Below are 12,632 nucleotides of genomic sequence, written 5' to 3'. Positions count from 1 at the left end.
AGCGCTGAGCGCGTAAACGAACGTTCGTTTCATATGGTTACACTGCTCCTTGTGTTTTTAGATGAAGCAGAGGAAACGAACCTTACTGAGAATGCCGACGCGGAATCTTTCCTTGTTCCCTTCCACGGCCAACAGCCCCGGTTCGGCACGCATCCCTGCTACTACCTAAGTACGAATTATAACCGAAAAATGAATCCGGGATTAGGGCCAATCGGCGGGTATGAGTCCAAATTTTGCGAAATTGGGCACAAAAATGATGTGGCATCGCTTGCAACGGACATCTAAGCGCCTTCCTGGTAATTTAATCAGTGTCCTGAATCTCACCCTTTTTTAGCCTTTTATGTTTGTACCAAATGGTCTCATTGCTCCCGCGAGGATAGATCAATCGCTTCACTTTTCGGTACGGATCGCCTACCCAACGCTTCATTCGCGCATTGGCAGCGGATCTTACAGATAACGCAAGCTCCTCGTCACTCATAAGATGTGCGGCCAGGTGCTGCTTCCGCTTATAGATGTGATAAATATCCTCTCGCACAAGCGCCCCAAAGAGACCCCTTTTCCATGCACGAAAAGGTCCGTTAAGCTTCCCAAAGCAAAGGCTAATCTGAAAGTCAATGATGTAGGGAAGTCCGTCATCGCCGACGATGATGTTCCCTCGCTTGTTCGAATCGAGATGAATAATTGATCGGCTGTGTAGCGCCCGCATCAGGTCCAGGAGACGGTCGAAAAACTCATCGGGGAGGATGTCGCCTCGCTTGTGCTCATACAATGTATGGCCCTCAATAAACTCGTGACAAAGCCCATTCCAACCGATTCTTGGACCCAATCTTGGAATACCAGGGACCCCCTGAAGCAACGAATACATCTTCCACTCGTGGCGAGACAGCATGCAAGCCAATGGTTTGAAGCAGAAACCGAGGAGGAATCGGAAATCGGTGCACTTTAAGACCATCCCCAATCCCGCATCATCGCGGTAAAGCACATTCACCGAGAAAAAATCCTCCTTCAGCACCTTGTCGAAGAGGTACCGATTTCCACAGATTTCAAGTTCAGGCGGATAGCGTTTGGAAGCCACAATCGACTCCTAATCTCTAGCCATCATGTTAGCGGAGGTCGTGGGTGATGTCAACTGGCGCTGCACCAGCATTGTTCGACTTGAGGCAGGGTATGAGTCGGATGAAATGTAATCTAAGATGTGACACGCCCGAAGAGTCTTGAAGTTGCCGATAGGTCCTGAAGACCGGTGTGCAATCTTCCGATGCTTGATATCGGGTACATTTTCGATCTTCCCACGTGGGGGCATAGCTCAACGGGAGAGCACCTGCTTTGCAAGCAGGGGGTTAGGGGTTCGAATCCCCTTGCCTCCACCAATCGATTTACGATTTACGATTTACGATTCACGATCTTCGACCTTCGATTTCCGATCTGCATCGACTCTTTGCACTCAACATCCCCTTTCCAACAGCTATGCTCGGGAACCTGATCTGTTCATCAACAGGCGCAAATAGAAACGGGGATCGCGTGTGCGATCCCCGTTTCTGTTGTTTAGAGTCGGCTTACTATTTCCAGCCCTTCACGCCCTCCCGAACCTCTTCTCTCAAAAGCTCCGGCAGAAGAGTGCTCGACGCTCCGCCCGCGCCAAAGGTGTTCGCCGTAGCTCTTTCGATGAATGCACAAAGCACATACTGCTTGCGTGCAACCCGATTGCCCGACTTGAACGGCAGAATCGCATGGCCTACGCTCGTGATCTGCGCCGTTCCGTTGTTGCCACCCTTCCAAATCAGACTCACGGATGACCAGTAGTTGTTGATCTCGGTTTGCGTCAGACCAGCTTGCGCGCCTTCCTGATTCACAATCGCTCGAAGGCCCGAGCTGAAGCCTGAATTGTTGGTTTCGTTCAGCATATTTGCTCGAAGGTAGGCAAAGCCGGTCGGCGAATAGACGGAGCCATTGGTCGCCTTCTCCATCATAAGCCCGCTTTCACGGCCAGTCATCTTGTTCGAAGGGTTGCTATTGATGCCGCCTGAACCCAGTTTATGGTTGAGTTGGATGTCGTTATCGAGCCCAAGGATGTCTTTTGCAAATTTCATAATCGCTGCTCGACCCGTTACGCCGTTGTTGTTGCCTGCCGCATCCTGAAGCGCGTTCGCGTCCACATTCGATGACGGCAGCATCATGTTTTGCTGAGTCTGAATCAGGGATTGAAGCGTAAAGGTATCGCTCTGCGGATGCGTGTCGTTCGTGCTGTTCGCATAAAGCCGTACCTGTGTATTTTGCGACACCCCATTTTTGTCTACTTGGTAAGTCCAATACATATGCTCAAGCATCTTGATGGCGCTCGCCGGATAGAACCGATAATCGGCCATAAGCTGCCCCAATCGCGGTCCGCCGACCTGACGGACGTAGAAGCCCATGTTTCCGTCCGACCCTGAGCGCATCATCTGCCCCACTCGTGTTTCCAACTCGTTGCAGTCGTTAATGAGAATGTAGTCAAAGCTGCTCTTGCCCTTCTCGGTCGTTCGCTCGATGTCTACAATTCGGGCGTTGTATTGGGCTCGATCCTGCTGGAGCTGCTCCCAAGACCTCCCAACGAAGTACCACCATGGTGCTCTTGGGTTCGACTCCATCACACCTGCAAAAGAATCGGAGTCAATGCGCTCGATGTCAGTGAGCTGCATCTTATTGTCGGAAATCAATTTTCTGACTTCGGATAGCGAACGGTTGCTGAAAATGACGTGGCCCTTTTTGAAAGCTCCCGTGTTCTTGATCATCACACCCGAGAATGTGCGACCGCCCTTCTCGTTATGAACGTCGAGATCGATCACACGCCCGTCAAAGTCATCCAACTTCTTTTTGAGCTGATTAAAATCAAGCTCTTCGAACGCCAACCAGCCAACCTTATCGTCTCCAGAATTCTTGATGAAGGTTCCAGAGTAGCTTTTCTTACCCTTCTCAATCGTAATCTCAATGTCAAGCGCTCGTGCATCGTGATCTTTGATGAACTTCTCCATCTCGGCGTGGGTTCTGTTTGCAGTCCACCACCACGACTTCTTGTAGGAGCCTGTGTTTTTGACAAAGCTGGCGGTATATCTCGTGGGGCTCGTCGAGCTGATTTCGATGTCGATCATCCGATAGCCGTCCTTGATAACGTCCTTTAATTGGGCTTCGGTTGCATTGCTAAGATAAGTCTGATCAACCACGTCGGTGCTTGTCCGATCTGCAGATGCAAACGCAGCGGCAGCGCAAGCGAGGATTAGAAGTGTCGGTTTGAATTTCATTTTCATGGTCTTACTCGTGCGGTTGTGCCGCGATTCGTACGACCGCCTCCTCTTTAAATATGTTTCATGAATTTCAATAAATAAAATATAAAGGGCCCATTTGCCCGGTATAGTTCGTGAAGAAACATGGACTCAGAGCTTTTTCCAGGACAAGTCGTCCTGGCCGATATGAACCTCGACCAACTCGCGTGTCTCGCTTCAGCGGCACGCGTCGAGGTTTTTTGGAACGTATCCGATACGATTCCACGCTCGATAGCAGAAATCGCCGCGATGATCGGAAAATCAGCTTCTGGAACCACTTATCACATCATTGAGCTCGTTCGGGTAGGGCTTGTGATCCCGGCGGGAGAACGCAAAAAACGCTCGCGCACAGAAACCCTCTATGTGCTTGGCAGTCGAAAAGGATTCCTTACCAAGGTTGCTGGTGGAACCGAAGAGTTTCGCAAACGTGCCCTTGAAGGCTACGCCGGGCTGCTGAGACTGATGTTGCGTGAGCGCACCGAACTCACCAAAGCTTACGGAACTGACCCCACGCTCCAACGCTTTGCTTCAGCCAGACGCTGGACGATTAAGCTAAGCCCAGAGCGTGCAGAGGCGTTTCGCGAGAAGATGGTCGCTCAGTTCCGCGAGCTTGCATATAGCGAACCCGATGAAGATGGGCGCATGGTCGCTCTGTCATTTATCATGACGCCGACACTCGTCGAGACCCGAAAAATAAACAAAGAGGCTCAAAAGCGCAAGAAAACAAAATCGACGAATAAGAGCTCCAAAAAGTAGATGATTCTAAGGATCAACTGGCGACTATTTGAAGCTCACATCCACGATCTGATCCACCTTCACACTCTTCAGAGTCTGCTTTGTGCCCCCAGGCCAAAGTATCTGCAAATCGGCGTTCTCCTTCGCCGAACCTAACCCAAAGTGAAGCGTCAGATCGTTCTGATTCCCTTCCCCGGTGCCCGCCTCGACCTGCCGTGTGAGCATCCCATCCTTGACGCGGATCCGTACTTGTGCTCCGACCGCCGAACGGTTTACCTTCTTGCCATCGCCACGTAAGCGAACCTGAAGCCAATGCCCCTTAGTCCCTTGATTCTCAAATAGTTTCGCAGCCGTCACAAGATCGAGGTCGCCATCACGATCATAGTCCGCCCAGGCGGCTTGATAGGTCGCTCCCTGTTCTGCTAGGCCAGTGGCTTTGGTCGAGTCTAAAAACACAAACGAACCATCATTACGATACAGGACCGGAAAGTTTTTCTTCCCAAAGGATGCTGTTGCATAAACCGTCGTAAAAAAGAGATCGAGGTCGCCATCATTGTCATAGTCACCGGCTGCTGGACTGGCGTACGACTCCTGGTAATAGACCCCGCAAGCTCCCTTATCCTCAAACTTGCTGCGCATCGCAGGACCGAGATTTCGAAGGAAACGCGACTTCGGCTGATCGCCCCGACTGTCGACATGAGCAAAGTTCCCGGCAAAGAGATCGATATTCCCGTCGTTATCAAAGTCACTCCAACAAGCCCCAATGGAGTGTCCACCTCCGAAGCCCTCAGACGTAGCCACGACCCCATACTCAGCGCCTACATCCTGCAACTCCCCCTTGCCGTTGTTCAACCATAGGTTGTTGGGTTGCAGCCGATAGTTCGAAGCGTAAACATCAAGGTCGCCGTCGCGATCGAAGTCGCATGCCGTGACCCCTCGAGAACGGTATCTTGCTTCCGTCCACGATATCCGGAACGACTCTCCTTTCTCATTGAGTAAGATCATGCTGGATAGGTGATGGGCGGGTCCCAACTCTCGTAACCGCCAACGTAAAGATCGACAAAACCATCACCGTTAAAGTCCCCCCAACATGCTCCGCGTGAAACTGACATGGGAAGTTCTGGAAGAGTGAACTCGGTAAAGCCCTTACCCTGCTCGTTGTGAAAAAGTTTCCGCTGCGACCAGGAAAAGAGATCGGCAAAGCCATCGTTGTCAAAGTCGGCGGCGACGGCCTGCGCGATATCCGCGATCTTGGTGAACCCCTTCCCTTTCTCATTTCTCCAAACCCCGTTCGCACAAAGGTCCACCCAACCATCGTTGTTAATATCCACCCAGCAAGCGCCATCACCCGCTATCTGAAGATTAAAGTCAGCAGTGCGATCCTTGAATAAAACGTCTGATGTTTCATTCGCGCTAAGCGCAATAAGCAAAAGCGACAACATGCTAATCTCCCTTTTGTGCGAGCATCCACGCCCGCAAGTCTGACGGTCGATCTGTATTCAGGAAATCGACTCCTGCCTTCCACTGCACTTCCCAAACAGGCTTTGTGTCCGGCGCTCCCCAAAACCTAATTTTGCGGTCCTGACGATGCACGGTTGCAACCAGCTCCCTGAGCCTGGCTCCCATTACAGCCGGAAACTCACCCATTCCGAGCCATGAGAAATGATTCTTCCAAGCATCGCTGATCCACGGCATCAGCCACGGAGAATAATTCTTGTCTAGATCGCTGGGGCGACCATCGATGCCAGCCCACTCGCCACCATCCCGAACGATCGCGTCGATCGGTCGGTCACCGCTTATCACAAACCGGATGGATGGCTTGTCGGACTTGCACTTCAACGTTGGGTATAGGGCGAGACTCTTCTTGAACTGCTCATATACCGCCGCTCCGTCGGTTTTGATGTCCACCAACACCCAAAACGTTTTCTGGGTCTTTGGATAAACCCATCCCCCGTTTGCCGTCATCCTTTCCGCAAGAGGACCAAGGTACATCCTCTCAAGGGTGTTTTCGGGCTTCAGATCTTTTCGGTCGTGGCCCACCAACAACTTCCCGTCAACCAGATAGATATCCACCTCAACGCTGGAGAAGCCGTTGTCCAAAGCATCGAATAAGGGCCGCGCACGGGTGTAGTCGTTGTGAGAATGCGCCCTTTCAAGCAAAGTCAGAGGCGACTGCAAAAGCAGCGCGGCTATCAATGAGAACATGTGTTAACAGAGAATATCCTGATTTGAACCGTGAAACTCCGATTCCGCATAACACTGCTGACAGGCTTCCCTCACAAATTCATTGACCTCAATAGTCACTCATCAATCAGGCGCGAGCACGAACTCCTTGAACACTTTGAGTGGGTGCGCAGAAAGAATTTGACGGTAATTCCTTTTCAGATCGGAGCGAAATAACTCTGCCTGTTTCGCACAAACTATTAATTTCTATAGTAAAATCATATCGCTTTGGAGCCGACAGAGATCAATGGAAAACAGATCAAGGCTGCGGCAACGCTCGCGGGCATCAGCCTGACTGAACTCGCCGATAAGCTTGGCCTTTCCCGCTCGACACTCTATGCCTACGTTTCCGGCGTCCTCCAGCCACCACGAAAGCGCCTCCGACAGATCGCTGCGCTTACAGAAACCCCGATCGAGTTTTTCTTGAGCAAGGACGCTGGGCGTGAAGCAGCGGAAGATGCGCTCAAGCTAGCCGATGCCCTACTCTCCGGCGCAAACCCGTCAGCCGCATCTGCGCTGATTGAGTCCCGTTTGGAATCCATCGCCGACGAGCATCGAGCGGCACTGATGCTAAAACTCGCGAACTCCTTGGTGCTGGAGGGGCAGTATCAAGAGGGGCTCGATTGGTGCATCCGTGCACGCGAACTTTTCGATTCCCAGGGCGACACGCACTCGGCGGGCAGGTGCTCCCAAACCCTTGGCTTCTGCTACGCCAACATTGGGCCTTTGCACAGAGCTCAGGCGTGCTTTGAAGATGCGCAATCACGCCTTAATCCAGACTCAAAATGGCGAGCTCGAGTCGCACTCGCCGTAGTGGCGGAGAGGCACGGCGATTTTTCGACAGCCCTGGAGATGCTTGATGCGTTGGAGTCGAGCCTCACCGATCCTGCCTTAACGCTCTACTCTCTTGGAATTCGAGCCGACATCCTCTCGAACATGGGTCGCTGGCCCAAAGTTCTCGAACTTGAAATCAAGGCATTGCAGCTTGCCGAAGAGCTTGATTCTCGAGATCAGATCGGAGAACGGCTGATCTCACTCATCATCGCTTCGGTCTACACGGGTCAATCCGATACTGACGCTCACGTCGCGCAGGCCCTAGGCTTCTTCCAAGCGCACACCGACAAGGCAAGGAAGGCTTACTTCTTGATTGCCCAGAGTCTATACTGGCAACAGAAGGGGGAGGCGAGCAAGGCTTTTCAAGCTGCAGAGCAGGCATTGGAATCGGCCATTAAGGGCAGGTTCCGCCGTACTGAACTCGCCGCCTATTTGAGGCTTGCCGAAATCGCATTTACTAGCGAACGGCTGCCCGAGGCTCTAAGCTATGCTCGCCAAGCAGCCGCCTACTCAGAATCGTATGAATACGCTGGCGAACACGACTACGCGCAAGCTCTCGTCGCATATTTCGCCGCCAAAAACCAGGATCGTATGCTTGCGCTGCAGCGCATAAGGTCCCTTGACGCGCGCAGCGTTTGGAAAGAGATTCCCACGATTGCAGAACTTGTCGACGGGGCACGAGCCATAACGGCAGGTGAACCTTGGAGCGATGACGACGTGGCGAAGCGGCTATCTAGCAAAGGATTGCTTTTTGTTCCGGTTTTTCCGGCCAAAAACTTAATGGACACGAGGTCGGGGGGAGTGTCCACAACCGTAAAGGAGTTATGATTTGAACCTAAAATGTATTACATCAAGCCTTATTGCAGGGGCTGTTCTCACAATATTGGTCGGTTGCGGCGGCACCCCCCAAAACCTGGAAGTCTCATCCGGCAGCCGAGGCGACGGTAGTATCCCCATCGGAAGAGCTCATGGAACCATCGGCAAGCCCATCGAGGTCACCGTCAAGTTTGAAGATGGCTCCAAATACACTGTGAGTCCTGAGCCAAGCGGCAACGTTTCATTGCCATCTTCGATCCCCCCAGGAGAATGGATTGTTGAAGTCACCCAGACTGTAGAAGAGTATCCCGTCGTCTTCACCACTCAGCCCAAGTCGCAAAAGATGAACATCTTTGACATCACGCTCTTGCCCGCACGAAGCCGCGCAGACGTAACCGGAGTTACCCTGGGTCTCGGCCCTGTGGTTGAAATGAGTGTAGGAAGCGTTTTGAAGCTAAAGCCAATCATTTCAGGGTCGAATGTCCAAGGCCTAAGCCCATCCTATTGGACAAGCGGTGGCATCGGCAAGATCACGCCCGGCGGCCTGTTCAAAGCCACCGAAACCGGTACAGGAACAGTTACAGTTGACGTAGAGGGTTACCGAGATTCCGTGACCATTAACGTTCAGTAGACGCAGGGCTCTTGGGCTGAATCGGATACACAAAATAATAGATTGGGCCTGCTCCCGTGAGCAAGGCCCGGTGTGGCTTGATGCTTTGGACGTTGAAGTCCGGTTGCACGGGGTACAGACGACTCTGCCTTAAGCGAGGGTTTAAGCTCTGACATTGCCTGCCCATACCGTCAATGCATGTGAATTGTAACACAGAGAAAATAGCAATTCACTGTTTACATTCATATTTTCAAACAATTCACGGTTGCCGCTCCATGACGAACTGGTTTCTGCCACCGTGCCCATAATCAGGAACCCGTTGTGGCTTCCAGCGATTTAAGAGAAAACGCAAGAGAGCATTCAAGACTAATGAGCACACATTCCATCCATCACGTCACTGCGGTCACCGCCAAGATTGCTGAGAACCTCGCTTTCTACACCCAGACCCTCGGCTTGCGGCTAGTCAAGCGAAGCGTCAATCAGGACGACGTGTCCGCTTACCACCTTTTCTATGCCGACGCTGTTGGCTCAGCCGGAACCGATATGACCTTCTTCGACTGGCCAATGGCAGCTCGAAACGTTCCCGGTCCAGGCACGATCGCTTTGACCCGCTTCCGAGTGCCCGAAGGCTCTTTGGATTGGTGGGAGTCCCGCCTGAATGAAGCCGGGGCCTCTCCTGCACTGGTGTCTGATAGCAGCATCCTCTTTGGTGATCCCGAAGGGCAGGCCCTCGAACTAACCGCAGAATTTGGGCTCCAAAACGGCTCTATCCCGTGGACGGCCGTTGTTCCCGAAAGCTACGCAATCGGCGGCATTCTCGGGGTCGACCTGAACAGCGCACGGCCTGAATCCACAAGAGCTGTGCTTACTCAGGCGCTTGGCTATCAAGAAACAAGCGAAGGGGTTTTTGATGCTGTCGATAGCGAGCATCAAGGTCAAATACGCATTGTACAGACCGAGGCCGACCGCTTGGGCCGTGTCGGTGCAGGTGGGGTCCACCATGTGGCATTTCGAGTGAGCGACGAGGAAGAGCTTCTGCAAATGCGTGATCGGCTGGACAAGTTAGGCTTGCGAAACTCTGGCCTCATTGACCGCTACTACTTCAAGAGCCTCTACTTCCGCGAGCCTGGCGGAGTGCTGTTTGAGATGGCAACCGACGGCCCCGGCTTTGCCTCCGACGAGCCGATGGAATCGCTTGGAGAAAGACTGGCGCTGCCGCCATTTCTTGAGCCGCGAAGAGCTGAGATTGAAGCTGGACTGAAACCGTTGCCTGAGATCAGTGCAACGGCAAGGTAAGTGATTTCCATGCTAGCATGCCTCAACCCTCCCAAGGGTTGAGGCTATTCCACCTTGTCCCAATAGCTGTAGAACGCATCCATCCAATCAGCTCCGCAACCCTCTTCAGCCGCATCCATAAACACGATAAACCTCTTCACGCAACGCATTTGTTCAGGTGTCAGAAGAGACCATTTTTCAAGCGTGTAGCTTCTCAAACTGCTTTTGGGAAGAGTGAGATGAAACACAATTTCACTTGTCCCGGCTCTGATGCCCCTAACCATCGCCGGGGCCAGGTAGTAGCGAAACCCGACAGCATCGAGAAACGACAAATGCGACGTATGATCAGGATTCCACGTAGCATCATCCACCAGCGACTGCCAAGTAGTGTCCTTGTCGCTTGCCTGTGCCGCTAAACGTTCCTCCATCGACCCGTAGTTATCAAGAACATCCGCCTCGCTCCAAGAGATGCCATCCTCCCGTGTGACGCCTGCAAACGCCACATAAATCTCCTCAATGAGATCATTGTGTTCGATATGAAGATCATTGGGGTGCTCGTTCTTGTCCATGTGAAATGGCCATTTTATGCCTCTACCGTCCTTACGGTAGAGGCCAAACTTCAACCTCAATCATCCTTCGGTCTTCTTCTAAAATCTCTGGATATGAAGCCCTTGCCAACGGCAGACAAGGCGAGCAATCGTGCAGCTTGCGCCTTTGGGGTTAACTTACTGAGATCTATATTTCGTATTGCTTCAATCAACGGTCCCTCTTCAAATCCGTAATTGAACGTCTCAGCTTCACCAAGGTCCCTTTCCAAGTACTTGATCAAGCGACTTTCATTCTCGGGAATAGAATTCCACCAGATGTCATAGATTTTATTCCCCAGAGTATAGTAGGCTGCCGCTTTTGCTGTTCTCACATCTCTACAATCCCAAATAGAGTCATCGTATAACATACTTGTCAATCTTGAATGTAGCAATTGAATTGCGGGCTCTATATCACATTCTCCAACCCAGTGAGGGGAGCTTCTATTTCGTTTTAAATCTATCTCGGTGCCGATGCAGTAGCCAGCAGTAACCACAGAATTAGACTGTTTGACAACCTTACAGAATTCTGAGACCGGATCAAGCTCATCCGGCGTCACAGACATGATTCCATCGACGCAGAAACGCACTGACAATTCCCAACTATTGGCATTAAATGGATCCGAGGCCTCTTGGTATTGTTGCTCGCCCCATTCGAATAATATGACAAGGAGATTCAGGGACTCTGGCCAAGGAATGTCCAGTGCCCTGGAAGTAATGGCCACGACCCACTTCTCTCGTTTCGCCCTATCTGACCAATCCGCAAGCCAATGCTGATTTTCTTCTGGGTGGGCTAGCTGTTTCAAAAAGTGACTCCAGACTCGTTCAGAGACTCCCGCTCTTCCTTCATGAAAACCCAAATATACTGGCTTCCAAAATTCTGTGTTAAAGCGTCGGGCTCTGACCGCAGACGTTTCTGAGGTCTTGTAAAGTGATTCAAGAGCCTCAATCGCGAGTGTTTTAATCGGCTCAGCAAGCTCCTCGACTCCCTTGTCTCGTCGATCCTTCATCATTTGAGGCCATTCCTTATAATGCACCATTCTCATTACTCGTCCACCCGGCGGAGGCGCTTCTTCGTCCCTGAGGATTGAATAGATACTTGGTACATGTTGTCGCAGAAATTCAAGGGCAAGGAAGTCTGCGGGATCAATATTTCTAAATCCGTCTACAATCACACCTGGAAGTAGCGACCTAACAATAGTAACGAACCTTTTGACATGCCGAACTGTGGGTAATCCAGGAAGCAAAACCTCATCGAACAGCATTCTTAAACGATCCATGTCTTGCCTAGATAAGCCCTCATGAATCTGAAGCGCACTTAGTGCCTCATCTAGAATATTTGCACGTTGTTTTGTCGTTGCTTCAGGAAGGTCAAATACTTGATTCACAATTTTCTCAAGGAAAGCGTCAGGATTGTTAACTGATCCTTCCAAAGCGTGAAGGACTTGCTCACGATCAAATAGCAACAGATAGCGCAAGTTCGGAAAGTCAGCGCACGCCTTAATTAATTGGAATATCGTCCTAACTTCTTCTTGATCAAGTCGGTCAATATCATCAATAACGATGATAACAGCCTTAGTAAGCTCGCCTAAGTCGCTTGAAATTGTGTCGCGTACTTCCCTCAAAGAAGGACTTTCGAATTGGGCTTCTAGTCCTTGCGCAGCCAAACTCAATACATCGGCAACGGACTCTGCTGCTTTGCCAGCCACTACTGCCCCGGGCACGATCGTCCCAACAGCCTTGGCCCCTGTCGCCAGAACCCCTACAATTTTCGAGCCGTACTGATAGAACCTAGAGCGCGCCTGCTTTTCCTCTTGACTGTCACCACTGGGGAGGACTGCCTTGCCTAATGTTGTAAAGAACTCCATTACAAGTGCTTCTCGTGACCCAACCATCCAAGGCTCGAAGTTCACGACAGTGGCCTCATCGTTGATTCTCTCGACCACCATAGTGGCAACGGACGACTTTCCTGTGCCCCACTTTCCGGTTAGGCCAATAACTGACGCCCCATAAGGGTTGTCAGCCAGCAGTGCGTTCGCAATCAATGTAGCAAATGGACCGCGTTCCAAGCGATCCTCGGACGCATTCTTGATTGGGACGTCATACGTGTTGGTAACTGAGCAATCCGCCATTGGTGATCTATTTTACGAAAGATGGTTATTGGGTGTCGCTTCAGCATTTTGCACTTCCCCACGCTTCGCAATCGTCCCTTCAACCGTGTATGCTTAGTGAATCCGCCCGCCGCAGGCATCAAGG

General features: G+C 51.5%; 12 protein-coding genes and 1 tRNA gene. 6 read left to right on the top strand and 7 right to left on the bottom strand.

The annotated features are described in order from the left end of the window. Positions 1–285, top strand: a 285-nt coding sequence (locus tag KF784_15940) for a hypothetical protein (protein MBX3120550.1), incomplete at its 5' end; no start/stop codon positions are given. 16 nt (positions 286–301) lie between these two features. Here KF784_15940 and KF784_15935 read toward each other — a convergent pair. Further along, entirely contained in the window at positions 302–1,075 is a 774-nt protein-coding gene (locus KF784_15935) for a hypothetical protein (protein ID MBX3120549.1), read from the bottom strand. Between the two features lie 220 nt (positions 1,076–1,295). On the opposite strand from KF784_15935, the gene KF784_15930 reads away from it, so the two are divergent. Then, positions 1,296–1,370, top strand: a tRNA-Ala gene (locus KF784_15930). 189 nt (positions 1,371–1,559) lie between these two features. Here the strand turns inward: KF784_15930 and KF784_15925 are convergent. Beyond that, positions 1,560–3,284 carry a serine hydrolase gene (locus KF784_15925; GenBank protein MBX3120548.1) on the bottom strand — a complete coding sequence of 575 codons (1,725 nt, stop codon included), beginning with the start codon at positions 3,282–3,284 and terminating at the stop codon, positions 1,560–1,562. A 120-nt stretch (positions 3,285–3,404) separates the two neighbouring features. Here KF784_15925 and KF784_15920 point away from each other — a divergent pair, with 120 nt between their 5' ends. Next, positions 3,405–4,055 carry a helix-turn-helix transcriptional regulator gene (locus KF784_15920; GenBank protein ID MBX3120547.1) on the top strand — a complete coding sequence of 217 codons (651 nt, stop codon included), beginning with the start codon at positions 3,405–3,407 and terminating at the stop codon, positions 4,053–4,055. A 24-nt stretch (positions 4,056–4,079) separates the two neighbouring features. On the opposite strand, the gene KF784_15915 is transcribed toward KF784_15920, so the two are convergent. Genes KF784_15915 through KF784_15905 form a run of 3 tightly spaced genes read right to left on the bottom strand, consistent with a single transcriptional unit; the run spans position 4,080 to position 6,239 of the window. Beyond that, on the bottom strand, positions 4,080–5,039 hold the full coding sequence (locus KF784_15915) for a CRTAC1 family protein (GenBank protein ID MBX3120546.1): 960 nt from the start codon (positions 5,037–5,039) through the stop codon (positions 4,080–4,082). After that, a complete protein-coding gene (locus KF784_15910) occupies positions 5,036–5,476 on the bottom strand; it encodes a VCBS repeat-containing protein (GenBank protein MBX3120545.1) in 441 nt (146 codons plus the stop codon). The genes KF784_15915 and KF784_15910 overlap by 4 nt, the downstream gene beginning before the upstream one ends. A 1-nt stretch (position 5,477) precedes the next feature. After that, entirely contained in the window at positions 5,478–6,239 is a 762-nt protein-coding gene (locus KF784_15905) for a phosphatidylinositol-specific phospholipase C/glycerophosphodiester phosphodiesterase family protein (GenBank protein MBX3120544.1), read from the bottom strand. A 246-nt stretch (positions 6,240–6,485) separates the two neighbouring features. Here KF784_15905 and KF784_15900 point away from each other — a divergent pair, with 246 nt between their 5' ends. The 3 genes from KF784_15900 to KF784_15890 all read left to right on the top strand — a co-directional run bounded on the left by KF784_15900 (position 6,486) and on the right by KF784_15890 (position 9,813). Next, positions 6,486–7,919 carry a helix-turn-helix transcriptional regulator gene (locus KF784_15900; protein ID MBX3120543.1) on the top strand — a complete coding sequence of 478 codons (1,434 nt, stop codon included), beginning with the start codon at positions 6,486–6,488 and terminating at the stop codon, positions 7,917–7,919. 1 nt (position 7,920) lies between these two features. After that, the gene (locus tag KF784_15895) at positions 7,921–8,538 is read left to right on the top strand and encodes a hypothetical protein (GenBank protein ID MBX3120542.1); all 618 of its coding nucleotides are present in this window, start codon (positions 7,921–7,923) and stop codon (positions 8,536–8,538) included. A gap of 348 nt (positions 8,539–8,886) precedes the next feature. Continuing rightward, positions 8,887–9,813 carry a ring-cleaving dioxygenase gene (locus KF784_15890; protein ID MBX3120541.1) on the top strand — a complete coding sequence of 309 codons (927 nt, stop codon included), beginning with the start codon at positions 8,887–8,889 and terminating at the stop codon, positions 9,811–9,813. 44 nt (positions 9,814–9,857) lie between these two features. Here KF784_15890 and KF784_15885 read toward each other — a convergent pair whose 3' ends face one another. Together KF784_15885 and KF784_15880 are read right to left on the bottom strand one after the other, a co-directional pair. Beyond that, positions 9,858–10,361 carry a hypothetical protein gene (locus KF784_15885; protein MBX3120540.1) on the bottom strand — a complete coding sequence of 168 codons (504 nt, stop codon included), beginning with the start codon at positions 10,359–10,361 and terminating at the stop codon, positions 9,858–9,860. A gap of 56 nt (positions 10,362–10,417) precedes the next feature. After that, positions 10,418–12,508: a hypothetical protein gene (locus KF784_15880; protein ID MBX3120539.1), complete on the bottom strand. Its 2,091-nt coding sequence runs from the start codon at positions 12,506–12,508 to the stop codon at positions 10,418–10,420. Positions 12,509–12,632: the final 124 nt, after the last annotated feature.

The organism is Fimbriimonadaceae bacterium, assembly GCA_019638775.1.
GTDB lineage: Bacteria > Armatimonadota > Fimbriimonadia > Fimbriimonadales > Fimbriimonadaceae > JAHBTD01.
Note: the sequence above shows the minus strand (reverse complement) of the source record. Positions and strands in the feature narration are given on the sequence as shown.

Coding starts and splice junctions, on each gene's coding strand:
- KF784_15925 (MBX3120548.1), bottom strand. CDS start 3,284: ATGAAAATGAAATTCAAACCGACACTTCTAATCCTCGCTTGCGCTGCC.
- KF784_15920 (MBX3120547.1), top strand. CDS start 3,405: ATGGACTCAGAGCTTTTTCCAGGACAAGTCGTCCTGGCCGATATGAAC.
- KF784_15915 (MBX3120546.1), bottom strand. CDS start 5,039: ATGATCTTACTCAATGAGAAAGGAGAGTCGTTCCGGATATCGTGGACG.
- KF784_15910 (MBX3120545.1), bottom strand. CDS start 5,476: ATGTTGTCGCTTTTGCTTATTGCGCTTAGCGCGAATGAAACATCAGAC.
- KF784_15905 (MBX3120544.1), bottom strand. CDS start 6,239: ATGTTCTCATTGATAGCCGCGCTGCTTTTGCAGTCGCCTCTGACTTTG.
- KF784_15890 (MBX3120541.1), top strand. CDS start 8,887: ATGAGCACACATTCCATCCATCACGTCACTGCGGTCACCGCCAAGATT.
- KF784_15885 (MBX3120540.1), bottom strand. CDS start 10,361: ATGGACAAGAACGAGCACCCCAATGATCTTCATATCGAACACAATGAT.
- KF784_15880 (MBX3120539.1), bottom strand. CDS start 12,508: ATGGCGGATTGCTCAGTTACCAACACGTATGACGTCCCAATCAAGAAT.